Source organism: Klebsiella sp. K5-204, from assembly GCF_030128585.1.
In the GTDB taxonomy this organism is placed as follows: domain Bacteria; phylum Pseudomonadota; class Gammaproteobacteria; order Enterobacterales; family Enterobacteriaceae; genus Klebsiella; species Klebsiella quasipneumoniae.
Window position 1 is genome coordinate 554,813 of record NZ_JAKUZS010000003.1, and the last position, 22,305, is coordinate 577,117.

General features: G+C 56.2%; 25 protein-coding genes, 1 other RNA gene, 1 pseudogene and 1 other annotated feature. Of the genes and pseudogenes, 14 read left to right on the forward strand and 13 right to left on the reverse strand.

Annotation, left to right across the window (positions count from 1 at the left end):
* Positions 1 to 17 precede the first annotated feature (17 nt).
* Positions 18 to 737: a FadR/GntR family transcriptional regulator gene (locus MKR05_RS11395; RefSeq protein WP_048325388.1), complete on the forward strand. Its 720-nt coding sequence runs from the start codon at positions 18 to 20 to the stop codon at positions 735 to 737.
* Between the two features lie 106 nt (positions 738 to 843).
* Here MKR05_RS11395 and MKR05_RS11400 read toward each other — a convergent pair.
* The 3 genes and pseudogenes from MKR05_RS11400 to smpB form a co-directional block, all read right to left on the reverse strand.
* A pseudogene (locus MKR05_RS11400) lies at positions 844 to 1,272 on the reverse strand (integrase core domain-containing protein); the annotation flags it as partial.
* A gap of 126 nt (positions 1,273 to 1,398) precedes the next feature.
* Positions 1,399 to 1,761, reverse strand: a transfer-messenger RNA (tmRNA) gene (gene ssrA, locus MKR05_RS11405).
* Between the two features lie 144 nt (positions 1,762 to 1,905).
* Positions 1,906 to 2,388: an SsrA-binding protein SmpB gene (smpB, locus tag MKR05_RS11410; RefSeq protein ID WP_002914164.1), complete on the reverse strand. Its 483-nt coding sequence runs from the start codon at positions 2,386 to 2,388 to the stop codon at positions 1,906 to 1,908.
* A gap of 149 nt (positions 2,389 to 2,537) precedes the next feature.
* Here smpB and MKR05_RS11415 point away from each other — a divergent pair, with 149 nt between their 5' ends.
* Together MKR05_RS11415 and MKR05_RS11420 are read left to right on the forward strand one after the other, a co-directional pair.
* Positions 2,538 to 2,975 carry a type II toxin-antitoxin system RatA family toxin gene (locus tag MKR05_RS11415; RefSeq protein ID WP_008806099.1) on the forward strand — a complete coding sequence of 146 codons (438 nt, stop codon included), beginning with the start codon at positions 2,538 to 2,540 and terminating at the stop codon, positions 2,973 to 2,975.
* Entirely contained in the window at positions 2,965 to 3,255 is a 291-nt protein-coding gene (locus tag MKR05_RS11420; RefSeq protein ID WP_004206851.1) for an RnfH family protein, read from the forward strand. The genes MKR05_RS11415 and MKR05_RS11420 overlap by 11 nt, the downstream gene beginning before the upstream one ends.
* Before the next feature lie 69 nt (positions 3,256 to 3,324).
* Here MKR05_RS11420 and bamE read toward each other — a convergent pair whose 3' ends face one another.
* From bamE to nadK, 3 genes are all read right to left on the reverse strand, one after another.
* Entirely contained in the window at positions 3,325 to 3,666 is a 342-nt protein-coding gene (gene bamE / locus MKR05_RS11425) for an outer membrane protein assembly factor BamE (RefSeq protein WP_004206850.1), read from the reverse strand.
* Between the two features lie 146 nt (positions 3,667 to 3,812).
* Positions 3,813 to 5,474 (reverse strand): DNA repair protein RecN, encoded by a 1,662-nt coding sequence (gene recN / locus MKR05_RS11430; RefSeq protein WP_004206849.1) that lies wholly within the window; start codon positions 5,472 to 5,474, stop codon positions 3,813 to 3,815.
* An 86-nt stretch (positions 5,475 to 5,560) separates the two neighbouring features.
* Positions 5,561 to 6,439, reverse strand: coding sequence for an NAD(+) kinase (gene nadK / locus MKR05_RS11435; RefSeq protein WP_002914158.1), 879 nt, complete (start codon positions 6,437 to 6,439; stop codon positions 5,561 to 5,563).
* Positions 6,440 to 6,563: 124 nt separating this feature from the next.
* Here nadK and grpE point away from each other — a divergent pair, with 124 nt between their 5' ends.
* Positions 6,564 to 7,154: a nucleotide exchange factor GrpE gene (gene grpE / locus MKR05_RS11440; protein WP_004174800.1), complete on the forward strand. Its 591-nt coding sequence runs from the start codon at positions 6,564 to 6,566 to the stop codon at positions 7,152 to 7,154.
* 118 nt (positions 7,155 to 7,272) lie between these two features.
* On the opposite strand, the gene MKR05_RS11445 is transcribed toward grpE, so the two are convergent.
* Together MKR05_RS11445 and MKR05_RS11450 are read right to left on the reverse strand one after the other, a co-directional pair.
* Positions 7,273 to 8,559, reverse strand: coding sequence for an HlyC/CorC family transporter (locus MKR05_RS11445; protein ID WP_023290690.1), 1,287 nt, complete (start codon positions 8,557 to 8,559; stop codon positions 7,273 to 7,275).
* Between the two features lie 19 nt (positions 8,560 to 8,578).
* Positions 8,579 to 9,370, reverse strand: a complete 792-nt coding sequence (locus MKR05_RS11450) for an inner membrane protein YpjD (protein WP_002914153.1) — start codon at positions 9,368 to 9,370, stop codon at positions 8,579 to 8,581.
* A 163-nt stretch (positions 9,371 to 9,533) separates the two neighbouring features.
* Between MKR05_RS11450 and ffh the strand changes: the two genes are divergently transcribed.
* The 7 genes from ffh to MKR05_RS11485 all read left to right on the forward strand — a co-directional run bounded on the left by ffh (position 9,534) and on the right by MKR05_RS11485 (position 15,200).
* Complete coding sequence (gene ffh, locus MKR05_RS11455) at positions 9,534 to 10,898, forward strand: signal recognition particle protein (RefSeq protein WP_002914152.1); 1,365 nt, start codon at positions 9,534 to 9,536, stop codon at positions 10,896 to 10,898.
* A gap of 306 nt (positions 10,899 to 11,204) precedes the next feature.
* Complete coding sequence (gene rpsP, locus MKR05_RS11460; protein ID WP_002914149.1) at positions 11,205 to 11,453, forward strand: 30S ribosomal protein S16; 249 nt, start codon at positions 11,205 to 11,207, stop codon at positions 11,451 to 11,453.
* An 18-nt stretch (positions 11,454 to 11,471) separates the two neighbouring features.
* Positions 11,472 to 12,020: a ribosome maturation factor RimM gene (gene rimM, locus MKR05_RS11465; RefSeq protein WP_004150977.1), complete on the forward strand. Its 549-nt coding sequence runs from the start codon at positions 11,472 to 11,474 to the stop codon at positions 12,018 to 12,020.
* 31 nt (positions 12,021 to 12,051) lie between these two features.
* The gene (gene trmD / locus MKR05_RS11470; RefSeq protein ID WP_002914147.1) at positions 12,052 to 12,819 is read left to right on the forward strand and encodes a tRNA (guanosine(37)-N1)-methyltransferase TrmD; all 768 of its coding nucleotides are present in this window, start codon (positions 12,052 to 12,054) and stop codon (positions 12,817 to 12,819) included.
* A 39-nt stretch (positions 12,820 to 12,858) separates the two neighbouring features.
* Positions 12,859 to 13,206: a 50S ribosomal protein L19 gene (gene rplS, locus MKR05_RS11475; protein WP_002914145.1), complete on the forward strand. Its 348-nt coding sequence runs from the start codon at positions 12,859 to 12,861 to the stop codon at positions 13,204 to 13,206.
* 119 nt (positions 13,207 to 13,325) lie between these two features.
* Positions 13,326 to 13,784 (forward strand): DUF2946 domain-containing protein, encoded by a 459-nt coding sequence (locus MKR05_RS11480; protein WP_238875355.1) that lies wholly within the window; start codon positions 13,326 to 13,328, stop codon positions 13,782 to 13,784.
* A gap of 57 nt (positions 13,785 to 13,841) precedes the next feature.
* Positions 13,842 to 15,200 carry a PepSY domain-containing protein gene (locus MKR05_RS11485; protein WP_238875356.1) on the forward strand — a complete coding sequence of 453 codons (1,359 nt, stop codon included), beginning with the start codon at positions 13,842 to 13,844 and terminating at the stop codon, positions 15,198 to 15,200.
* 8 nt (positions 15,201 to 15,208) lie between these two features.
* On the opposite strand, the gene MKR05_RS11490 is transcribed toward MKR05_RS11485, so the two are convergent.
* Genes MKR05_RS11490 through MKR05_RS11500 form a run of 3 tightly spaced genes read right to left on the reverse strand, consistent with a single transcriptional unit; the run spans position 15,209 to position 17,430 of the window.
* Positions 15,209 to 15,691 carry an OmpA family protein gene (locus MKR05_RS11490; protein ID WP_023290687.1) on the reverse strand — a complete coding sequence of 161 codons (483 nt, stop codon included), beginning with the start codon at positions 15,689 to 15,691 and terminating at the stop codon, positions 15,209 to 15,211.
* Positions 15,692 to 15,704: 13 nt separating this feature from the next.
* Positions 15,705 to 16,928: a diguanylate cyclase DgcN gene (dgcN, locus tag MKR05_RS11495; RefSeq protein WP_023290686.1), complete on the reverse strand. Its 1,224-nt coding sequence runs from the start codon at positions 16,926 to 16,928 to the stop codon at positions 15,705 to 15,707.
* Positions 16,921 to 17,430: a YfiR family protein gene (locus tag MKR05_RS11500; protein WP_023290685.1), complete on the reverse strand. Its 510-nt coding sequence runs from the start codon at positions 17,428 to 17,430 to the stop codon at positions 16,921 to 16,923. Before MKR05_RS11500 ends, dgcN begins: the two co-directional genes overlap by 8 nt.
* Before the next feature lie 342 nt (positions 17,431 to 17,772).
* On the opposite strand from MKR05_RS11500, the gene aroF reads away from it, so the two are divergent.
* The 3 genes from aroF to MKR05_RS11515 all read left to right on the forward strand — a co-directional run bounded on the left by aroF (position 17,773) and on the right by MKR05_RS11515 (position 20,909).
* Positions 17,773 to 18,843 carry a 3-deoxy-7-phosphoheptulonate synthase AroF gene (gene aroF, locus MKR05_RS11505; protein WP_238875358.1) on the forward strand — a complete coding sequence of 357 codons (1,071 nt, stop codon included), beginning with the start codon at positions 17,773 to 17,775 and terminating at the stop codon, positions 18,841 to 18,843.
* Positions 18,844 to 18,852: 9 nt separating this feature from the next.
* Positions 18,853 to 19,974, forward strand: a complete 1,122-nt coding sequence (gene tyrA / locus MKR05_RS11510) for a bifunctional chorismate mutase/prephenate dehydrogenase (RefSeq protein WP_238875360.1) — start codon at positions 18,853 to 18,855, stop codon at positions 19,972 to 19,974.
* 62 nt (positions 19,975 to 20,036) lie between these two features.
* Complete coding sequence (locus MKR05_RS11515; RefSeq protein WP_044524403.1) at positions 20,037 to 20,909, forward strand: SMP-30/gluconolactonase/LRE family protein; 873 nt, start codon at positions 20,037 to 20,039, stop codon at positions 20,907 to 20,909.
* Here MKR05_RS11515 and pheA read toward each other — a convergent pair.
* Positions 20,906 to 22,066 (reverse strand): bifunctional chorismate mutase/prephenate dehydratase, encoded by a 1,161-nt coding sequence (gene pheA / locus MKR05_RS11520; protein WP_060589671.1) that lies wholly within the window; start codon positions 22,064 to 22,066, stop codon positions 20,906 to 20,908. The two genes, MKR05_RS11515 and pheA, sit on opposite strands and share 4 nt — an antisense overlap.
* A gap of 24 nt (positions 22,067 to 22,090) precedes the next feature.
* Positions 22,091 to 22,215, reverse strand: a sequence feature (Phe leader region).
* Positions 22,167 to 22,214: a pheA operon leader peptide PheL gene (gene pheL, locus MKR05_RS11525; protein WP_100250063.1), complete on the reverse strand. Its 48-nt coding sequence runs from the start codon at positions 22,212 to 22,214 to the stop codon at positions 22,167 to 22,169. (Overlaps the previous feature by 48 nt.)
* Positions 22,216 to 22,305: the final 90 nt, after the last annotated feature.

Below are 22,305 nucleotides of genomic sequence, written 5' to 3' on the forward strand. Positions count from 1 at the left end.
GATTACGGATACCCATCTTGAGCATAAAATCCATTCAAAAACAAAATGTTGTAAATGAAATTTATGATCAGATCTGTAGCAAGCTGCTGGACGGCAGCTGGGCGCCAGGTAGTCGTTTACCTTCGGAAGCGGAGCTAACTGCCTCATTTAACGTTAGCCGTGTCAGTGTACGTAGTGCGGTACAGCGTTTTCGTGATCTTGGGATAGTGGTGACACGGCAGGGTAGCGGCAGCTACGTGAGCGAAAACTTCACTCCACACATGTTGAGTAACGAGCCCCGCCCAATCATGCACCTGAGTCGCGAAGAATTTCACGATATGATGATTTTCCGCCAAACCGTGGAATTTAAATGTGTGGAACTCGCGGTCTTGAACGCTACCGAAGACGATATTCGTCAGCTCGAAGAAGCATTGAACAATATGCTGATCAACAAGGGTGACTATAAAAAGTATTCAGAAGCGGATTACGAGTTCCATCTGGCCATTGTCAAGGCCTCTCATAATAGTGTCTTTTACAATGTTATGAGCTCAATTAAAGATATCTATTACTATTATCTTGAAGAGCTCAACCGTGCACTGGGTATTACTCTTGAGAGCGTGGAGGCTCATATTAAGGTCTACATGTCCATTAAGAACCGCGATGCTAGTTCTGCTGTACAAGTTCTCAATGAAGCGATGTCTGGAAATGTTGTTGCTATTGAAAAAATTAAATCTATAGATATCTCTGGGGATAAATGATCGCAATTCCAGGCTGTAACCTGAATGGCTGTTGCTTTTATCTGGGAAATCATCTGCCTGCTGGTGTTTCGTTTTATTGATCTGCCTCCAGTATTAGATATAACCTTCAGGTTGATTTTTCTTCATGTTTCCTGTTTCGCCAGCCTGCTGCAAATTCAGCTGGCGTCTGGTAATTCAGCGATGAATGAGGATTGGACTCGTTATAGTCATGCCGCCAGTCATGAATTATTTTCCGGGCATGAAGAACTTCGCTGAACCAGTTCTCATTCAGGTATTCATCCCGAAAGCGACCGTTGAAACTCTCAATAAATCCGTTCTGAGTTGGCTTGCCCGGCTGGATTAAGCGTAACTCAACACTATGTTCAAAGGCCCATTGATCCAGTTCGCTGCAGGTAAATTCCGGGCCCTGATCGGTTCTTATTGTCGCCGGGTAGCCCCGAAATAGTGCGATGCTGTCCAGAATATGCGTGACCTGAACACCTGAAATACCGAAAGCAGCCGTGATCGACAGACACTCCTTTGTGAAATCGTATACCAATAATCACAGGATTTAGCCGGATGTTCTCGAACAACAACAGGCACAAAAAAGCCCGCAGGGCTTGCGCCGTGCGGGCTCTTAGGACTTCATCGGATGACTCTGGTAATCATCGATGGAGAATTTTGGTGGAGCTGGCGGGAGTTGAACCCGCGTCCGAAATTCCTACATCCTCGGCACTACATGCTTAGTCAGTCTTTACATTCGCTTGCCAGCTGCGGACAGACACGCCACTAACAAACTAGCCTGATTAGATTTAACGCTTCAACCCCAGGCAGGGCATCCACGCGATCTCTTTTGGGTTTGACCTCTCTTTGATCCCCGTCTTAAGAGCGGAAGCTAGGGAGAGAGGGCTCAGAGCAGGTTATTAAGCTGCTAAAGCGTAGTTTTCGTCGTTTGCGACTATTTTTTGCGGCTTTTTACGAGGCCAACCGCCCCTCGGCATGCACCTTGGGTTTCGCAAATCCCGTCGAATCCAGAATCAGCCCCAATGTGTAGGTCAAGTATAACAGATTTGTGAATGTCGTTACCAGCCCCATAACGCAGGATTCTTTCAGCAGGGGTGGACGAAAAAGCAGCATCAACAAGGATATAGCGTGAGGGCCAGCGAGAGCTGGCCCTCAGGGGAGGGGGTTAGCGTCCGGCGTGCTTCATAATACGCGCCTTATCCAGCGCCCATTCACGATCTTTCAGATCCGTACGCTTGTCATGCTGTTTCTTACCTTTGGCGACGCCGATTTTCACTTTGCACCAGGCATTCTTCCAGTACAGCGATAGGGCGACAACGGTGTAACCTTCGCGGTTAATGCGGCCGTACAGCGTGTCGAGTTCGCGCTGGTTGAGCAGCAGCTTACGGGTGCGCGTCGGGTCGCAGACATAGTGGGTGGAAGCCACGGCCATGGGCGTAAAGTTGGCGCCGAACAGGAAGGCTTCGCCATCCTTCAGGATGACATAGCTATCGCCGATGTTGGCTTTGCCTGCACGCAGGGATTTGACTTCCCAGCCCTGCAGGGCGAGACCAGCCTCGTATTCATCTTCGATAAAGTATTCGTGACGGGCGCGTTTATTCAGCGCAATGGTGGCTGATCCAGGTTTGTGGGCTTTTTTCTTAGTCATAATGTCCTGAAGTCATCGTCTTATACACAGTTACCTCGATCGCATCCTGCGAGGTGTACTGCGCATCTTAGCACGAGTTGCGGCACAGCGTTTTTTTTAGCAGCAGATAAATGATATTATTTGCACTGTGTTTAAATGTGGAACCTGCTATGCCTCAGATTAGCCGTACTGCGCTGGTGCCTTTCAGCGCGGAACAGATGTATCAACTGGTAAACGATGTGAAGTCCTATCCTGATTTTCTGCCAGGCTGCACCGGTAGCCGCGTGCTGGAATTCGGGCCGACGCAAATGACGGCGGCGGTTGATGTGTCCAAAGCCGGCATCAGTAAGACCTTCACGACCCGGAATACACTGACCAGCAACCAGAGCATTTTGATGAGCCTGGTGGATGGCCCGTTCAAGAAGCTGATTGGCGGCTGGAAGTTTATTCCGCTGAGCCCGGAGGCGTGCAAAATCGAGTTCCATCTCGATTTTGAGTTTACCAATAAGCTGATTGAGATGGCCTTTGGCCGGGTCTTTAAGGAACTGGCCGCCAACATGGTGCAGGCGTTCACTTCGCGCGCCAAAGAGGTCTACAGTGCCAGCTAATATTCGTGTTGAGGTCGCTTACGCACTGCCTGAAAAGCAGTACCTGCAGCGGGTCACTCTGGACGAGGGGGCGACGGTCGAGCAGGCGATTATCGCCAGCGGCCTGCTGGCGCTGCGTGATGACATCGATCTGGCGAAAAACAAGCTGGGTATTTACAGTCGTCCGGTTAAGCTGCACGACGAAGTCCATGACGGCGACCGGGTGGAAATCTATCGCCCGCTGATCGCAGATCCGAAAGAGCTGCGTCGCCAGCGGGCGGAGAAAAACGCCGCGAAGTAACCGGCAGCTGCAGACCCGCTATCGGCCATAAAAAAAGCGCTCATTGAGCGCTTTTTGCTTTTCCGGGCCTTACTGACTGGTCAGCGCGGGCTTGTTATCAATGTTGGTTAACACGCCGCCATTGTTGAAGGTCAGGGTCAGGGTCTGCTGAGTCACTTTCTCGTGGCCCGGCTCCTGACGGAATACATAGAACCAGGTGTTGGTGCCGAACGGATCCGACATCATTGGCGTTCCGAGAGCATAAGCAACCTGCTGTTGCGTCATACCGACACGAATTTTTGCTACATCGTTAGGTGCCAGATAGTTACCCTGGTTGATGTCAGGACGGTAAACCACTCGTTCCAGAGTGGAACAGCCTGCGGTCAACATAAGAAGAACCGCTGCGGCAGCAGTCAGCGTTTTACAGCGCATAGTGATTTGATTCCTTTTTGGGCCCGAGCAGTACGTGGCTCATCTGTAATATGCCGATAATAATAGACCTTCGCGCCGATGGAAACCTCCGGCTGCGGTCAGCAGGCAATTTGCTGTTCACTATGACCCTGTGAAAATCAAAAAGTTTACGCCGCAAGCAACTCTTTCGCGTTCGCCAGGGTGTTGCGCGTGACTTCGCTGCCGCCCAGCAGGCGAGCCAGCTCCTGCAGACGAGCACGCTTATCCAGCGGCTGCATATGGGTTTCGGTCATCTCGCCATCGGTCTCTTTGCAGACAAAGAAATGATGGTGGCCGCAGCCTGCGACCTGCGGCAGGTGGGTAACGCACATCACCTGCGTGGACTCGCCCAGCTGGCGCAGCAGCTTGCCGACTACCGCCGCGGTCGGGCCGCTGATGCCGACGTCCACTTCGTCGAAGATCAGCGCCGGGGTTTCCATTTTACGCGCGGTGATCACCTGAATCGCCAGCGCAATACGCGACAATTCGCCGCCAGAGGCCACTTTCGCGATCGGCTGCAGCGGCTGCCCCGGGTTAGTGGTGACGCGGAACTCAATATGATCGGCGCCGTCGGCGGTGAGATGGCGTTCATCAAAAGCGACCTCAATCGCGAAGACCCCGTGCGGCATCGAAAGTGAGTGCATACTCTCGGTGATAAGCTGGGTTAGCTCGTCGGCGCTGGCCTGGCGCAGGGCGTGCAGCTGGCGCGCGGTCTCCAGCGCCAGCTGATGATGTTCGACCACCTGCTGGCTGAGGGATTCCAGCGAGCCGGCGCTGTCGTCCAGCAGGCGCTGCTCTTCCAGCATCGCCTGATAAACCGCCGGCAGCTCTTCCGGCATCACCTGATGTTTACGCGCCAGCGCGATTTGTCGGGAAATCCGTTGCTCAAGTTCAAACAGACGGTTCGGATCGAGATCCAGACGGTCATGGTAGTGGCGCAACTCGTCGCTGGCCTCGCTGAGCTGAATGGCCGCCTCTTCCAGCATATCCAGGACGCCGGAAAGCTTGCTGTCCATGCCCACCAGCTCGCTGACCAGCTGCTTCGCGGTATAAAGCTGGCTCTGCAGATTGGCCTCTTCGCCGTCCGCCAGTACCGTAAGGGCGTGCTGGCAGGTGCTGAGCAGCTGGCCGCTGTTGGCCAGGCGCTTGTACTCTTCGTCAATCTGCTCAAACTCTCCCGCCAGCGGGTTAAATTCGTTCAGTTCTTTAAGCTGGTACTGCAGCAGATCGGCGCGGGCGGCACGCTCCTGGCTCTGCTGCTGATGCTGGGCCAGCTCGCGGCAGCTCTGGTGCCACTGGCGATAGTGCTCGGCCATACGCTGAGTGAGCGCATACTCACCTGTATAGCCGTCGAGCAGCGTTTTCTGGTGTTCGGGTTTGGTCAACAGCTGGTGCGCATGCTGGCCGTGGATCTGGATCAGCAGCTGGCCCAGCTCGCGCAGCTGCGAGAGCGGGACGGCGGTGCCGTTGATGAAGCCGCGCGAGCGGCCGTCGGCGCTGATCACCCGGCGAAGTAAACACTCACGCCCGCTCTCCAGCTGGTTCTCTTCCAGCCAGCGCTGGGCGGCCGGGGTATCTTTCAGCGCGAAGCGCGCGCACAGGTCGGCACGGGTGGCGCCGCGACGCACCATGTCGGCTTCCGCTCTGCCGCCGAGGCACAGCCCCAGCGCGTCGATGGCAATGGATTTCCCGGCGCCGGTTTCCCCGGTGATGGCGGTCATGCCGCTGTGGAAATCAATTTCCAGTTCACGAACGATAGCAAAATTACTGATGGTGAGTTGCGCCAACATAGCTGCCTTCCTGTATGAAAAACCAATACTGTGTTTTCGTACAGTATAGACTGGTTTTTTATCCAGTAAAGAGGCAGCGATGTAAATCAGAACAATTTTTTCGACCAGCCGAGCTTGGTGCTTAATGTATTGAAATAGCTGTAATCTTTAGGGTGAATCAGATTGAGGTGATAATCACAGCGGCGAATGAGAACGTCTTCGCCATCCTGGATCGGCAGGGCAATCTGGCTGTCGCAGCTGATCTCCAGATCGCTGCAGCGGTGAGAGAAGCGCAGGCGGATGGTGCTGTCGCCGTTGATCACCAGCGGTCGCGCCGAGAGGGTGTGCGGGAACATCGGCACCAGGGTGATGGCGTCCAGCGACGGGGTGAGGATCGGGCCGCCGGCCGACAGCGAATAGGCCGTGGAGCCGGTCGGAGTGGAGATAATCAGGCCGTCGGAGCGCTGGGAGAAGGCAAAGACTTCATCGATATAGACTTCGAACTCAATCATATGCGCCACTTTGCCGGGGTGCAGCACCACTTCGTTGATGGCGGTGCTGATGCGTTTCTGGCAATCCTGCTGGCACACCTGGGCCTCCAGCAGAAAGCGTTTTTCCGCGATGTAGTGGCCTTCCAGTACGTCGGCGAGCTGCTGCAGGGCGTTGTCCGGGTCCAGGTCGGTGAGAAAGCCGAGGTTGCCGCGGTTAATGCCGATGACATTAATGTCATAACGGGCCAGAGTCCGCGCCGCGCCGAGCATATTGCCGTCGCCGCCCACTACCACCGCGAGGTCGGCCTGTTGGCCAATCTCCGCCAGCGTGCCGGTTTTCACGTTGCTGAGCTGGAGTTCATGGGCGATCTGCTGTTCAACCAGCACTTCATACCCTTTGCTGCACAGCCAGCGCCAGAGCATTTCATGTGTGGTCAGGGCGGTGGGGTGACGAGGATGTCCCACAATGCCGATACACTTGAAATGGTTCTTCATGATCTGGATGTCCTTGCGTTAAATGAAATAGTGACAATCTGTCCGCTTCCCTTGAAACCCGGAAACTGATCCCCATAATAAGCGAAGTTAGCGAGATGAATGCGAAAAAAACGCGGAGAAATTCATGAGTAGTAAAGAACAGAAAACGCCTGAGGGGCAAGCCCCGGAAGAAATTATCACGGAGCAGCACGACGACGTTGAGGCGGTAGAGCCTGAAGTTTCGGCTGAGCAGGTGGATCCGCGCGATGAAAAAATTGCGAATCTGGAAGCCCAGCTGGCTGAAGCGCAGAAACGTGAACGTGAAGTGATGCTGCGTGCCAAAGCCGACGAAGATAACCTGCGTCGTCGTACCGAGCAGGATATCGAGAAAGCGCACAAATTCGCGCTGGAAAAATTCGTCAATGAACTGCTGCCGGTGATCGACAGCCTGGACCGCGCGCTGGAAGTGGCCGACAAGGCTAACCCGGAGCTGGCGCCGATGGTGGAAGGGATCGAACTGACCCTCAAATCTATGCTGGACGTAGTGCGTAAGTTTGGCGTGGAAGTGATCGCCGACACCAACGTTCCGCTGGATCCGAACGTCCACCAGGCCATTGCGATGGTCGAGTCTGAAGACGTGGCGGCGGGCAACGTGCTGGCCGTGATGCAGAAAGGTTACACCCTGAACGGCCGCACCATTCGCGCCGCGATGGTGACGGTAGCAAAAGCGAAATAACGTTTGCTGCCTTGCTCAACGGCTGCCCGCGGGCGGCCGTTTTTTATGCCATCGCTCCCGGCGCGAGAAAAAAAACGGCGGGCCGCAGCCCACCGTGATGTTAATTCCTTCGCTCGCGCTACTCCGCGACGCTCTCGCGTAATGATTTCACCGGCATCACTTTCACCTGTTTGATCATGTTGTCCTGCACGTCGAGGATATCAATATCATACTGCTCAATGCGCACGCGGGTGCCCGGGACCGGGATCTCTTCCAGCGCTTCAAGGATGATACCGTTGATGGTGCGCGCTTCATCTTCCGGCAGGTTCCAGTTGAACGCTTTGTTGATCTCGCGAACGTTGGCGCTGCCGTCGATTATCACCGTACCGTCGTTGAGCGGGGTCACTTCCTCCGCCAGGGTGGGTGACATGGAGGTGGTGAAGTCGCCGACAATCTCTTCAAGAATATCTTCTACGGTAACCAGCCCCTGAATATCGCCGTATTCATTAACCACCAGGCCGACTTTCTTTTTATTGCGCTGAAATTTCACCAGCTGGGTGCTGAGCGGCGTCCCTTCCGGAACAAAGTAGATCTCATCTGCCGCCCGCAGCATGATCTCTTTTGTGAACTCTTTCTTCTCCGTCATCAGGCGGTAGGCTTCGCGGACGCGCAGCATGCTGATGGCATCGTCCAGCGAATCGCGGTAGAGCACAATACGGCCGTGTGGGGAGTGGGTCAGCTGGCGGACAATAGATTTCCAGTCGTCATTTATGTCGATGCCGACAATCTCATTGCGCGGCACCATGATGTCGTTAACGCTGACCTTCTCCAGGTCCAGCACCGACAGCAGCATATCCTGATTGCGTCGTGAGATTTGTGAACGGGATTCATTCACAATCGTGCGCAGTTCATCTTTACTCAGGGCGCTGCTGATGACGGTATCGGTGCGGATGCCCATCATGCGCATCAGCATGCGGGTGATGGTATTCAGCAGCCACACCAGGGGCATCATCAGCACCTGCAGGGGCGCCAACAGGAAGCTGCTGGGGTAGGCGACCTTTTCCGGATAGAGGGCGGCGATGGTTTTCGGCAGGACTTCGGCAAACACCAGCACCACAAAGGTGAGCACGCCGGTGGCGATCGCGACGCCGGCATCGCCGTAGAGGCGCATGCCGACGATGGTGCCCAGCGCCGAGGCGAGAATGTTGACGAGGTTATTGCCGATAAGCACAAGGCTAATCAGGCGGTCCGGCTTGCGCAGCAGCTTCTCCACGCGCTTGGCGGGGCGGTTGCCTTGTTTCGCCATATGACGCAGCCGGTAGCGGTTCAGCGTCATCATGCCGGTTTCGGAACCGGAGAAATAGGCAGAGATAATCACCATGACGATCAGCGTTATGATCAGCGTGGTGGTGGAGATATGTTCCACGTAGGATTCCTTAAAAGACTTAGCTCACGAACTGTTGCAGCACGCGGCTACCAAAATAGGCCAGCGTCAGCAGACCGGCGCCAGCGACGCTGAACCACACCACACGACGTCCGCGCCACCCTTCATGATAGTGGCCCCACAGCAGGACGATATAGACGAACCACGCAATAATCGACAGCACCGCTTTATCAATGTTTTCGCTGCTGAACAGATTGTGCATATAGAACAGACCGCTACACAGCGTCAGGGTCAGCAGCACCACGCCGACCTGGGTGATGTGGAACATTTTGCGCTCAATGCTCATCAGCGGCGGCATTTCGCTACTGAAGGCCAGCTTTTTGTTCTTTAACTGGTAGTCGATCCACGCCAGCTGTAGCGCATACAGCGCGGCAATGATCAGCGTGGCGTAGGAGAAGAGCGACAGGCCGATATGCACCAGCATCCCCGGGGTGGTTTCCAGGTGGGTGATATATTCGTTAGGCACGAAGGTGGCGAAGGCCAGATTGATCAGCGCGAAGGCATAGACGATAGGCAGCAGCAGCCAGCCGCGATTGCGCGAGGCCACGATAGTCATTACCGTACAGATCATCAGGCTCACCAGCGACCCGACGTTCAGTAAGCTGAGGTTTTGCCCGCTCTCGCCGCCGGGGAATATCCGTGCTTCCAGCGCAAAAGCATGGCAGATCAACGCGATAGTCGCTGATAAAATCGCCATTCGCCGCCAGCTGCTATTTTTTTGCAGCAAGCCGGGGATAATCAGCGCGAGGCTGACGGAGTAGGCGACAAGGGCGAGTAGAGCAAAAACAGGCATAGGTGTCGGCTGTTGGATAAATAAGAAAGAGAAGCAGTATAACGTCAGCAGGCCTCTGCTCCAACCGTTGCAGCACATTCAGATTGATGTCGTGTTATACTCCGCCACATTCGTTTTGTGTGTCGCTGCGGCGACCGACCGTTTCCACCTCAGGCGAGAGACAATGTTTGATAATTTAACCGATCGTTTGTCGCGTACGCTGCGCAACATTAGCGGCCGCGGACGCCTTACAGAAGACAATATTAAAGACACCCTGCGCGAAGTGCGCATGGCGCTGCTGGAAGCGGACGTTGCGCTTCCGGTGGTACGTGATTTCATCAGCCGCGTCAAAGAGAGCGCGGTCGGCCATGAAGTCAATAAAAGCCTGACCCCGGGTCAGGAGTTCGTCAAAATCGTCCGCAACGAACTGGTGGCGGCGATGGGCGAAGAGAACCAGACCCTCGACCTGGCGGCGCAGCCGCCGGCGGTGGTGCTGATGGCGGGCCTGCAGGGCGCCGGTAAAACCACCAGCGTCGGTAAGCTGGGGAAATTCCTGCGCGAGAAGCACAAGAAGAAAGTGCTGGTGGTTTCCGCGGACGTTTACCGCCCGGCGGCGATCAAACAGCTGGAGACCCTGGCCGAGCAGGTCGGCGTCGACTTCTTCCCGTCCGACGTCGGCCAGAAGCCGGTTGATATCGTCAACGCGGCGCTGAAAGAAGCGAAGCTCAAATTCTACGACGTGCTGCTGGTGGATACCGCCGGTCGTCTGCACGTTGACGAAGCGATGATGGACGAAATTAAGCACGTCCACGCCGCCATTAATCCGGTTGAAACCCTGTTCGTCGTCGATGCGATGACCGGCCAGGATGCGGCGAATACCGCCAAAGCCTTTAACGAAGCGCTGCCGCTGACCGGCGTGGTGCTGACCAAAGTGGACGGCGACGCCCGCGGCGGCGCGGCGCTGTCGATTCGCCATATTACCGGCAAGCCGATTAAATTCCTCGGCGTCGGCGAGAAAACCGAAGCGCTGGAGCCGTTCCATCCGGACCGCGTCGCCTCCCGCATCCTCGGCATGGGCGACGTGCTGTCGCTGATCGAAGATATCGAGAGCAAAGTCGACCGCGCGCAGGCCGAGAAGCTGGCCTCCAAGCTGAAGAAAGGCGACGGTTTCGATCTCACCGACTTCCTTGAGCAGCTGCGCCAGATGAAAAACATGGGCGGCATGGCCAGCCTGATGGGCAAGCTGCCGGGTATGGGCCAGATCCCGGACAACGTGAAAGCGCAAATGGATGACAAAGTGCTGGTGCGTATGGAGGCGATCATCAACTCGATGACCCTGAAAGAGCGCGCCAAGCCGGAAATCATCAAAGGTTCACGTAAGCGCCGTATCGCCGCCGGCTGCGGGATGCAGGTGCAGGATGTGAACCGTCTGCTCAAGCAGTTCGACGACATGCAGCGCATGATGAAGAAGATGAAGTCGAAAGGCGGCATGATGAAGATGATGCGCGGGATGAAAGGGATGATGCCTCCAGGCTTCCCGGGCCGCTAATACGCGTCATAATTCAAGCCGCAGATGCGTTGGCTGCGTTCGTTCACCCCGGTCACGTACTTGTGTACGCTCCCGGGGATTTACTCACTTGCCGCGTGATTCGGCCATTCGGCCTCACCCCTTCGGGGCCAGCGCAAGCGCTGTTCAAAACGCTTTCGCGTTTTGTCCTGCAACTCGAATTATTTAGCGTATGTAGTTTTGAATTGATTTTTGCACAGAAATCAGTAAAATTTTCGGGCTTTTAATATGACACCGGGCTCCGTTCCTCGATGGGGCCCGGTTGTTTTATTCACACAAGAGGATGTTATGGTAACTATTCGTTTAGCACGTCACGGCGCTAAAAAGCGTCCGTTCTACCAGGTTGTTGTCACCGACAGCCGTAATGCACGCAACGGTCGCTTCATCGAGCGCGTTGGTTTCTTCAACCCGATCGCTAACGGTGCGGAAGAAGAGACTCGCCTGGATCTGGATCGTATCGCTCACTGGGTTGGCCAGGGCGCTACTGTTTCCGATCGCGTTGCCGCGCTGATCAAAGCCGCTAACAAAGCAGCTTAATCTGTCACGGTGGTCATGATGAGCAAGCAACACACCGCACAAGCACCTGTTGATCCGATCGTATTGGGGAAAATGGGTTCTTCCTACGGTATCCGTGGTTGGCTCAGAGTGTTTTCCTCCACCGAAGACGCCGAAAGCATTTTTGACTATCAGCCCTGGTTAATCCAGAAGGCGGGTCAGTGGCAGGTCGTTGAGCTGGAAAGCTGGCGCCACCACAATCAGGACATCATCATCAAGCTGAAAGGCGTTGACGATCGTGATGCCGCGAATCTACTGACTAATTGCGAAATTATCGTGGATTCATCGCAGTTGCCGGAGCTGGAAGAGGGTGACTACTACTGGAAAGACCTGATGGGCTGCCAGGTAGTGACAACGGAAGGCTATAGCCTCGGTAAAGTCATCGATATGATGGAAACCGGGTCTAATGACGTGCTCGTCATCAAGGCAAACCTGAAAGATGCATTTGGTATCAAGGAGCGGTTGGTTCCGTTCCTCGATGGGCAGGTTATCAAGAAAGTCGATCTCACTACGCGTACTATCGAAGTAGATTGGGATCCTGGTTTTTAAATTCTCCGGATAAACGGTAAAAGACGGCGCTATGTGGATTGGCATAATTAGCCTGTTTCCTGAAATGTTCCGCGCAATTACCGATTACGGGGTAACTGGCCGGGCAGTAAAAAATGGCCTGCTGAGCATCGAAAGCTGGAGTCCTCGCGACTTCACGCATGACCGGCACCGTACCGTGGACGATCGTCCTTACGGCGGCGGACCGGGGATGCTAATGATGGTGCAACCCTTACGGGATGCCATTCATGCAGCAAAAGCCGCGGCAGGTGAAGGCGCGAAGGTGATTTATCTGTCACCTCAGGGACGCAAGCTTGATCAAGCGGGCGTCAGCGAACTGGCAACGAATCAGAAACTGATTCTGGTGTGCGGTCGCTACGAAGGGATAGACGAGCGCGTAATCCAAACCGAAATTGACGAAGAATGGTCAATCGGCGATTACGTTCTCAGCGGTGGCGAGTTACCGGCAATGACGCTGATTGACTCCGTTTCCCGGTTCATTCCGGGGGTACTGGGCCATGAAGCATCAGCAACGGAAGATTCCTTTGCTGATGGGTTGCTGGATTGTCCCCACTATACCCGTCCTGAAGTGTTAGAAGAGATGGAAGTACCGCCAGTATTGCTGTCGGGAAACCATGCTGAGATACGTCGCTGGCGTCTGAAGCAGTCGCTGGGCCGAACCTGGCTTAGAAGACCTGAACTTCTGGAAAACCTGGCTCTGACTGAAGAGCAAGCAAAGCTGCTGGCGGAGTTCAAAACTGAACACGCGCAACAGCAGCATAAACATGATGGGCAGGCGTGAGCCCCCAATATCAGTTTACCCAGGATAAGAGATTAAATTATGAGCAACATTATTAAGCAACTTGAACAAGAACAGATGAAGCAGGACGTACCTTCCTTCCGTCCGGGTGATACCGTGGAAGTGAAAGTATGGGTTGTTGAAGGTTCCAAAAAACGTCTGCAGGCATTCGAGGGCGTGGTTATCGCTATTCGTAACCGCGGTCTGCACTCTGCATTCACTGTTCGCAAAATTTCCAACGGCGAAGGCGTTGAGCGTGTCTTCCAGACTCACTCTCCGGTAGTTGACAGCATTGCTGTTAAACGTCGTGGTGCTGTACGTAAAGCTAAACTGTACTACCTGCGTGAGCGCACTGGTAAGTCTGCTCGTATCAAAGAGCGTCTTAACTAAGATTCGCTTTCGCGACATCCTGACAAAAAGGGCTGGCCTCAGGGCCGGCCCTTTTTTTATCTTTGTTGTAACCATCGTGATGTAAATCATTTACAATACGCCCTCTATTCGGAGGGGCGGTGGTCAGCAACAGTTTTCAGCAAACGACACCTAAACGGCGAGCCGCCTGGCTGGCGCTGTTGGCGATCCTGCTGATCGTCGTGGCTCCCCTGATCTCCGTCTCCCTGCAAAAAGACCCCATGAGCGCCATGCCCGGCATGCACCACGCCATGATGATGGACAGCTCGCCAGCGAGTATGGCGCAGATGCCTGGCCACGAGATGGTGACGACGCATAGCGCAGACGGCGCTACGCATACCGGACACGAACTGCCGCTGGATCATGCCGAAGCGTGTGGCTATTGCGTGCTGTTAGCCCATGTCCCGGGTCTGCTTTTCGCGCTGGCGCTGTTCGTCGCCATGCTCCTGCGGCGCATTCGCCTGCCGGCTTCTCGGCCGGTATTAAAACACTGGCGTTACTTTCCCTGGCTTTACCCCGAAACCCGCGCCCCGCCGCGGCTGTCTGCTTTTTCCCTTTAATAAAAATGAATCTGCGCACTGCGCAACGACCTCTTTTTGCTTTGAAAAAGGAAAAGTATGACAACCTGCACCTCGCGCGCGGCATGGCTGAACCTGCTGCGTCGCCTCCATTTCTATATCGGGCTGTTTATCGGACCGTTTATCTTTGTCGCTGCCCTGACCGGCACGCTGTACGTGGCGACGCCGCAGCTGGAAAACTGGCTCTATCACGATGCGCTGTATGGCCTTCCCGAAGGCACCCCGCAGCCGCTCAGCGCCCAGATTGCGGTGGCAGAAGAAGCGACCCAGGGTAATCTGCGGCTGCTGGCGGTACGTCCGGCCCCCGCGGTGGGCGAGACCACCCGCATTATGTTTGCCGATCCGAGTCTCGGGGCGTCGGAATCCCGGGCCATTTTTGTCGATCCGATCGCGCTGCGGGTGAAGGGCGATATGACGGTCTACGGCACCAGCGGCATCCTGCCGCTGCGGCAGTGGATTGACTATGCGCATCGTTCGCTGCTGCTGGGCGACAGCGGGCGGCTCTACAGCGAACTGGCTGCCTCATGGATGTGGGTGGCCGCGCTGGGGGGCATTGCCCTGTGGGCGATGACGCGTCCAAAACGGCGGCTCAATAACGCCCTGCAGAATCATCGTCGGCTGCACGTGACGCTGGGCTGGTGCTTACTGCTGGGCATGCTGCTCTTCTCCGCCACCGGCCTGACCTGGTCGCAATGGGCCGGCGGCAACGTGGATAAAATGCGGGCGGCTTTCGGCTGGTGGACGCCGCAGGTCAATACCCTGCTGCACGGTGAGGCGCCGATGGCGCACGATCCCCATGCCGGGCATCATAGGGAGGCGATGGCCATGAACCAGCATCAGCCAGCGCAGTTTGACCAGGCGCTGGCGGTGGCCCGTCAGGCGGGGCTGAACGCCAGCCGGCTGGAGATCCGTCCGCCGGTGTCAGACGAACGCGCCTGGACGGTGAATGAGATCGACCGCCGCTGGCCGACGCAGGTGGACGCGGTGGCGATCGATGGCGCCACGATGCAGGTGGTGGATCGCACCCATTTTGCCGACTTTCCGCTGATGGCGAAGCTTACCCGCTGGGGCGTCGATTTCCATATGGGGATCCTCTTTGGTCTGGCGAATCAGCTGCTGCTGGTGGGGTTTGGCTGCGCGCTGTGCGTAACCATCGGCGTGGGGTACCGGCTGTGGTGGATACGCCGTCCGCCACAGGCCGTCTGGGATCCGGCGCTTTCCCTGCTGCAGGCATGGCTGTCGCTCGCCTGGCCTGCCCGTGGGCTGGTGCTGGGGATAGCGTTAGCCCTGGGGCTGGCCATGCCGTTGATGGGGATCAGCCTGGTGCTGTTCATTGCCGTTGACTACATGCGCTGGCGCGCGGCAACGGCAATGAGGATAGCGAAGTCCAGCGATTAAGCGGACGTCTACGGCGTGCTGATGACCACCGTGACCCGGCGGTTTTCAGCGCGCCCGGCCGCGGTATCGTTGCTGGCGATCGGGTATTTTTTGCCAAGGCCGCGGGTGACTAAATTACTGCGCGGGATATGGGCGCCTTCCGCCCAGGCATCGGCTACGCTGTTGGCCCGCTTAAGCGACAGGGCTTCGTTATAACTATCCTCACCATAATTATCGGTGTGGCCTTCAAGGCGGCTATGTGTAATCCCGGTTGTCGCCAGCCGCGAGGCCATTTGGGTGATCTGCTGGCGGCTGTCGGGACGTAGTCGGTAGTCATTCTTGTCAAACAGGATGCTATCGGATAAGCCCAGGGACCAATCGCCATTGCTTTCAGTGAAGCCATAAGATTTCATCGCCGCCACCTGCTCAGGGGTAAATTTTCCCTGAGGAGCCTGGCAACCTGTCAAAAGCGCCGCCGCCATCAGGGCGGGGGCGAAATATTTCCTGATCATAATGCGTCCTTTATTATTTCAGCATCTGCTGGATACGTTGGTTTTTCATCCGATACATATTCTGATCGGCAAGTTCTTGCAGTGATTCCGCCGTGGCGTGTTCCCACGCCAGGGCATAACCGACGCTCAACGAGAGCGTGGCGCTATGGCCATTGTGCAGGTTGAATGGCGGAAGAAATTGTTCTGACAGCGCCTGGCACAGGGCCTGGACTTCTGCTTCCGAGCGCACCTCGCGCAGCAGAACGGCAAACTCATCGCCGCCAAGACGCCACGCCAGATGGCGTTTACCGGCGAAAGTCATCAGGCGGCTGGCGACTTCCATCAGCACTTTATCGCCCGCCGCATGTCCCCAGTTGTCATTGATCAATTTGAAGTTATCGCCATCGAGAAACAGTAACGCTGAGGTCTGGTGATCCACTTCATTTTTCATCAGCTCGGCGAGCGCGTTGCGAAAGGCGGCGCGGTTAGCCAGACCGGTCAACGGATCGTGTAACGAGCTGCGCAACAGCTGAGCATTTTTGGCCTGCAACTGGCGCTGCCAGTCCTCCATCTCCCCCAGCAGACTGTTAAAGTCCTGGGCAAACAGATGGAACTCCTCGATACGCTCCTCCGGCACCCGCCGCGAGAAGTGGCGGTTTTCGCGAATATCATGCACGACCTCGGTGATGCTCTGCAGGGCGGCGACGATCCCCCGGTGCAGGGAGTGGGTCAGCAGCAGGCCGATGAACGAGGCGAGCAGAATGCTGCCGGTCAGTACCAGAATCGAGATGCCGAGAAAGTGGCTAATCAGTTCGTCAAGCGCGGTCAGTCGCAGCTCGCCGATTTGTTTCCCCTGGTGCCAGATGGGCTGCACCGTGGGCTCCGGAAACAGCCATTTACTGATAAGGCCGCTCACTTGTTCTTTGTTGGCCAGCGGTTCGTGGCGCCAGGCGGCGAAGTGCTGCTTCTGGCCGTTGAGCACGATCGCCTGGGAAATCTGCCCTTGCTTCCCCAGCGAAGCGAGGGTCTCCTCTGCTGCCGCGCTGTCGCCAAACACCAGGGCGGCTTCGAGGCTGCGGCCCATGGTCGCGGCAGTGAGCTCAAGATTTTTCTGCGCGTACTGCTTGAGCGTGAAAATAGAGGCCGTGCTCAGCAGCAGCCAGACCAGCGTCATGGAGATCACCACGCTTATCACGCTAATGCGACGCAGCGCGCGTTTGAACGTCGGGCGCGATGTCTGTGAAAAGTCCTTATTCATGTGGTTTCTTCCGGGCAAGCATCAGGACGTCCGGGTTAACCCGAACCCCGCTGTGCGTCAGAACGTCCAGATTAACGGAGAAGCGGACCCTGTCGTCGTTGATGATCAGGCAAAACGCGCTACCAATTGAGCAATCCGTATTTTGTTCTGCGATGAGTAACAGCGGCCTCGAGCCATAGCGGCGAGTTAATTCCGACTGTTGGGTCGGCGTTTCGCTGCCAAAATAAAAACCATCGCAGGTCGTTTTTAACGCTTCTTCACTATTACGTACTATCACCGGTTGATAAGGCAATGCATCCGGCGCTTCATGAGCCAGGCTATGGGTGAAGCGTGATGAGGCAAAAATGCATAGCTTCGGCGCCCCTGTTAATGACGGCCAACGGGTGTAGGTCACGATCCCGGAAACAATAGCGCGAACATGTTCTGAAGGTCCGGCAGCAAAAACAGGAGATACCGCGATGAGAAAAAATACAGTCAATAAAAGACGGTGTAATACTGTCATTAACGCTTCCGTCAAATTCGCCATAGCGCGGGAATAGCCGCTGCCGATGCCCGGCGAAGAATACCACTGATAGCAAAACCCGTCATTAGATGCGCCCTTTGCTTTGGGACAAATCTCACCAGGATTTTTCGTAATGCCGATGGCGCTGGCGAGCAATTTTGGCGCGATTTCATTATCTGTAAATATTATTGTACGGTTAATGCCGTGGTAAGGGCCAATTAATTTATCACTGTAAAGTAAAATTTACGGAATATGGATTGAATTCTTTACTTCGTATGGTATCGTTACGTCATGCCCGCTGAGGCAACCCTTATCGCAAACGAGCTACACAGGATCGCAATCATGCAAAAAGACGCGCTGAACAACGTACATATTACCGACGAACATGTATTAATGACCCCGGAGCAACTGAAGGCGGAATTCCCCCTGAGCGTTGAACAGGAAGCGCAGATCGCGCACGCCCGTGAAACCATCTCCAATATCATCGCCGGTCGCGATCCGCGCCTGCTGGTGGTCTGCGGTCCTTGCTCCATTCACGATCCGGAAGCGGCGATCGAATATGCTCGTCGGTTTAAAGCCCTTGCCGCAGAGGTCAGCGATAGCCTCTACCTGGTGATGCGCGTCTATTTTGAAAAACCCCGTACCACCGTCGGCTGGAAGGGGCTGATTAACGATCCGCATATGGATGGTTCGTTTGATGTTGAAGGCGGCCTGAAGATTGCGCGTCGTCTGCTGGTCGAGCTTGTGAATATGGGACTGCCGCTGGCGACGGAAGCGCTGGATCCCAACAGCCCGCAGTACCTTGGGGATCTGTTCAGCTGGTCCGCCATCGGCGCGCGAACCACGGAATCTCAGACGCACCGCGAAATGGCCTCTGGTCTTTCCATGCCGGTAGGCTTTAAAAATGGCACCGACGGTAGCCTGGCCACGGCTATCAACGCCATGCGCGCCGCGGCGATGCCGCACCGCTTCGTCGGTATCAACCAGGCCGGGCAGGTCTGCCTGCTGCAAACGCAGGGTAACCCGAACGGCCATGTGATCCTCCGCGGCGGTAAGGCGCCGAACTACGGTCCGGAAGATGTGGAGAAATGTGAAAAAGAGATGGCGCAGGCGGGACTGAAGCCGTCGCTGATGGTAGATTGCAGTCATGGGAACTCCAATAAAGATTTCCGCCGCCAGCCGGCCGTGGCTGAATCCGTTGTCGCGCAGATCAAAGATGGCAATCGCTCCATTATCGGCCTGATGATCGAGAGTAATATCCACGAGGGCAATCAGTCCTCTGATCAGCCGCGTGAGGCGATGAAATACGGCGTTTCGGTAACGGATGCCTGCATCAGCTGGGAAACCACCGATGCGCTGCTGCGTGAACTGGATAAGGATCTCCGCGGCCACCTGGCGGCCCGTTTGGTGTAAGAGGAAAGTATGGTTGCTGAACTGACCGCGTTACGCGATCAAATTGATGAAGTGGATAAAGCGTTGCTTAGCCTGCTGGCTAAGCGCCTGGAACTGGTGGCCGAAGTCGGCGAGGTGAAGAGCCAGTATGGCCTGCCGATTTACGTCCCGGAACGCGAGGCGGCGATGCTCGCCTCCCGGCGTGAAGAGGCGGCTGCGCTCGGCGTTCCGCCGGATCTGATCGAGGACGTTCTGCGTCGCGTGATGCGGGAATCCTATTCCAGCGAAAACGACAAAGGCTTCAAAACCCTTTACCCGAATCTGCGGCCGGTGGTGATCGTCGGCGGCGGCGGGCAGATGGGGCGTCTGTTTGAGAAGATGTTAACGCTGTCCGGCTACCAGGTGCGCATTCTGGAAAAAGAGGACTGGGCGCGGGCGACGGATATCGTCGCCGATGCCGGTATGGTCATTGTCAGCGTGCCGATTCACACCACCGTGGAGACGATCGCCAGGCTGCCGTCGCTGCCGGCGGATTGCATTCTGGTCGACCTTGCCTCGGTTAAAGCAGAGCCGCTGCAGGCGATGCTGGCGGCGCATCAGGGCCCGGTACTCGGCCTGCACCCGATGTTCGGTCCGGACAGCGGCAGCCTTGCCAAGCAGGTGGTGGTCTATTGCGATGGCCGCCAGCCGGAGGCCTATCAGTGGTTCCTCGAGCAAATTCAGGTCTGGGGCGCGCGCCTGCATCGCATCAGCGCGGTGGAGCACGATCAGAACATGGCCTTTATTCAGGCGCTGCGCCACTTTGCCACCTTCGCCTATGGTCTGCATCTGGCGGAAGAGAATGTGCGCCTTGAGCAGTTGCTGGCGCTCTCGTCACCCATTTACCGGCTGGAGCTGGCGATGGTGGGCCGTCTGTTTGCCCAGGATCCGCAGCTTTACGCCGACATTATTATGTCCTCGGAAAACAACCTGGCGCTGATTAAGCGCTACTACCAGCGGTTTGGCGAGGCGATCGGTCTGCTGGAGCAGGGCGATAAGCAGGCGTTTATCGATAGCTTCCGTAAAGTCGAACACTGGTTTGGCGATTACGCCCAGCGTTTCCAGAGCGAGAGCCGCACGCTGCTGCGTCAGGCGAACGATAATCGGCAGTAAAGCGAAAAAGATGTATACAATAAAGCCAGCGACCGCTGGCTTTTTTTATAGGGATGACAACGATGGCTGAACCACAACCGCTGTTTGACTACACCGGATACCTGCCGGAATGCCCGACCTGGAGTGAGGCAGAGCAGGCCCTCTACTGGGCCGATATCATGGAATGTGAAATTCACCGCTACGATACCCGCAGCGGCGAACACCAGGTGCTGCAGTTTCCGGAGGAGGTCGGCTGTTTTTCCCTGCGCGAGAAGGGCGGTTTTATCGTTGCATTGCGCAGCGGTATCTGGCTGACCGACGCCCACGGTCTGCTGCGGCGGAAAGTCTGCGATAACCCGAGCAACCCGGAACTGGCGCGGTTTAACGACGGCGGGACCGATCGCGACGGGCGCTTTTATGCCGGCACCTTCTGGGGCCCGGGGGATTACAACGGCGCGCTGCTGATGCGGGTCGATAACGACCTGAAGCCGACGGTGATCCAGTGCGACATCCATGGCGCCAACGGTCTGGCGTTTAGCGCCGACCGGCGCTGGATGTATACCTCCGATACGCCTAACGCCGTGATTTACCGTACGCCGCTGGATGAGCAGGGTGAGCCTGGCCGGCGCGAAGTCTTTCGCCGTTTTCTGCCGGGCGAAGGGATCCCGGACGGGGCGGCGATTGACGTGGAGGGATGTTACTGGAGCGCAATGTTTGACGGCTGGCGGATCGCCCGTTTCTCTCCGCAGGGTGAGGAGCTGGAGTCCTACCCGATGCCGGTACGTTGCCCGACGATGGTCTGCTTTGGCGGGGCGGATATGAAAACGCTCTACATCACCACCACCCGGGAAAACATGGCGGACGATGAGCTGGCGCAGTATCCGCTGTCCGGCGCTATCTTCACCCTGCCGGTGGCGGTGGCAGGGATGAAGAAATTGCCGTTCCGCGAACGCTAAACCGGATCCACCGGCACGACGTTTTCGCTGGGGTAGCAACCGAGAACCTTCATGGAGCGGGTGATCTCCGCCAGCTCCTTCAGCGCCTTGCGCATGGGCAGCGAGTCCAGGTTTGCCTGAATATCGAGATAAAACATCTCTTCCCATGGATTGCCATGGATTGGGCGAGACTCCAGTTTGGTCATGATCAGATTGTGATTGCGCAGCACCAGTAAGGCCTCCACCAGGGCGCCCGCCTGCTGACCGGTCGCCATTAACAGCGTGGTCTTCGCCGGAACCTGATCGGAGACGTTCACCGCTTTGCGCGCCAGAATGAGGAAGCGCGTAATATTCTGCGTCTGGTTGGCCTGGCAGTGCTCCAGCACCTGCAGACCGTACAGGGCGCCGCCCGCTTCGCTGCCCAGTGCCGCGACGGCCGGGGAGTTCGCCTGCGCGACTTTTTCCATCGCCGCTGAGGTGCTCTCGGTATATTCAATCTTCCAGTGCGGGTAGCGACTCAGATACTGGCTACACTGCTGGAACGGCTGCGGATGGCTGTAGACGGTCTGAATTTTATCGGCATCCGTCGAGGTGCTGACCAGTACGCAATGATCGATAGGGATCGTCAGTTCGCCAACGATCGACAGGCTGGTGTGCTGCAGCAGATCGTAGACGTCGTTGATCCCGCCGGAGCTGGTGTTTTCAATCGGCACTACGGCGTAATCGGCCTGACCGGTCTCCACCTGATTAAAAATATCGGCGAACTTCGCGCAGCCGCTTTCAATAAACTGCTCAAAGTGGCGAGCGGCGTACTGACGCGCCGCCAGATGCGAATAAGAGCCTTTGGGACCGAGGAACGCCACGCGAGCCGAATGCGGGTTAATTTTATTCAAGTGCTGCTGCAACAGGGTTTGCTGGGTCAGAACAGAGTCTTCGATAATCAGCTGGAACAGGCGGGTGATGTAGTGTGCATCCAGATTATGACGCTTGCCGAGGGTCATCAGACGCTCCAGCAGATCGCGTTCGCGGTCAATATCACGCACCGGACGATGGGAGGCCAGTTTGGCTTTACCAACCTCAACAGCCAGCCCGCGACGCTCCGCCAGCAGAGCAAGCAGTTTCTCATCCAGCGCGCTTATCTTGTCGCGCAGCGCCAGTAATGGGTTTTCCTCGGTCATAGATGTTGCCTTTGTTGTTATCAAATAAAAAAGGCCTCCCGGGTGGGAGGCCTTATTGTTCGTCTTCGCATTCTTTCTTATACGACGAATTGCCTCCCGGTCAGGGGAAGGTAAAAAAGAATGCGAAGAAGAACGGGACGAGTTTCATGATGAATTCCTTTAAGTAGTGGGGATTACAGTACCTGTACTGTTTTCACTCTGTCAATAAAAAACGCGCCCGAAGGCGCGTGGCATGACAC

Excerpts from the sequence above, each read along its gene's own strand:
- smpB (WP_002914164.1), bottom strand. The coding sequence starts at position 2,388 with ATGACTAAGAAAAAAGCCCACAAACCTGGATCAGCCACCATTGCGCTG.
- MKR05_RS11415 (WP_008806099.1), top strand. The coding sequence starts at position 2,538 with ATGCCTCAGATTAGCCGTACTGCGCTGGTGCCTTTCAGCGCGGAACAG.
- bamE (WP_004206850.1), bottom strand. The coding sequence starts at position 3,666 with ATGCGCTGTAAAACGCTGACTGCTGCCGCAGCGGTTCTTCTTATGTTG.
- recN (WP_004206849.1), bottom strand. The coding sequence starts at position 5,474 with ATGTTGGCGCAACTCACCATCAGTAATTTTGCTATCGTTCGTGAACTG.
- nadK (WP_002914158.1), bottom strand. The coding sequence starts at position 6,439 with ATGAAGAACCATTTCAAGTGTATCGGCATTGTGGGACATCCTCGTCAC.
- grpE (WP_004174800.1), top strand. The coding sequence starts at position 6,564 with ATGAGTAGTAAAGAACAGAAAACGCCTGAGGGGCAAGCCCCGGAAGAA.
- MKR05_RS11450 (WP_002914153.1), bottom strand. The coding sequence starts at position 9,370 with ATGCCTGTTTTTGCTCTACTCGCCCTTGTCGCCTACTCCGTCAGCCTC.
- ffh (WP_002914152.1), top strand. The coding sequence starts at position 9,534 with ATGTTTGATAATTTAACCGATCGTTTGTCGCGTACGCTGCGCAACATT.
- rpsP (WP_002914149.1), top strand. The coding sequence starts at position 11,205 with ATGGTAACTATTCGTTTAGCACGTCACGGCGCTAAAAAGCGTCCGTTC.
- rimM (WP_004150977.1), top strand. The coding sequence starts at position 11,472 with ATGAGCAAGCAACACACCGCACAAGCACCTGTTGATCCGATCGTATTG.
- trmD (WP_002914147.1), top strand. The coding sequence starts at position 12,052 with ATGTGGATTGGCATAATTAGCCTGTTTCCTGAAATGTTCCGCGCAATT.
- rplS (WP_002914145.1), top strand. The coding sequence starts at position 12,859 with ATGAGCAACATTATTAAGCAACTTGAACAAGAACAGATGAAGCAGGAC.
- MKR05_RS11485 (WP_238875356.1), top strand. The coding sequence starts at position 13,842 with ATGACAACCTGCACCTCGCGCGCGGCATGGCTGAACCTGCTGCGTCGC.
- MKR05_RS11490 (WP_023290687.1), bottom strand. The coding sequence starts at position 15,691 with ATGATCAGGAAATATTTCGCCCCCGCCCTGATGGCGGCGGCGCTTTTG.
- dgcN (WP_023290686.1), bottom strand. The coding sequence starts at position 16,928 with ATGAATAAGGACTTTTCACAGACATCGCGCCCGACGTTCAAACGCGCG.
- MKR05_RS11500 (WP_023290685.1), bottom strand. The coding sequence starts at position 17,430 with ATGACAGTATTACACCGTCTTTTATTGACTGTATTTTTTCTCATCGCG.
- aroF (WP_238875358.1), top strand. The coding sequence starts at position 17,773 with ATGCAAAAAGACGCGCTGAACAACGTACATATTACCGACGAACATGTA.
- tyrA (WP_238875360.1), top strand. The coding sequence starts at position 18,853 with ATGGTTGCTGAACTGACCGCGTTACGCGATCAAATTGATGAAGTGGAT.
- MKR05_RS11515 (WP_044524403.1), top strand. The coding sequence starts at position 20,037 with ATGGCTGAACCACAACCGCTGTTTGACTACACCGGATACCTGCCGGAA.
- pheA (WP_060589671.1), bottom strand. The coding sequence starts at position 22,066 with ATGACCGAGGAAAACCCATTACTGGCGCTGCGCGACAAGATAAGCGCG.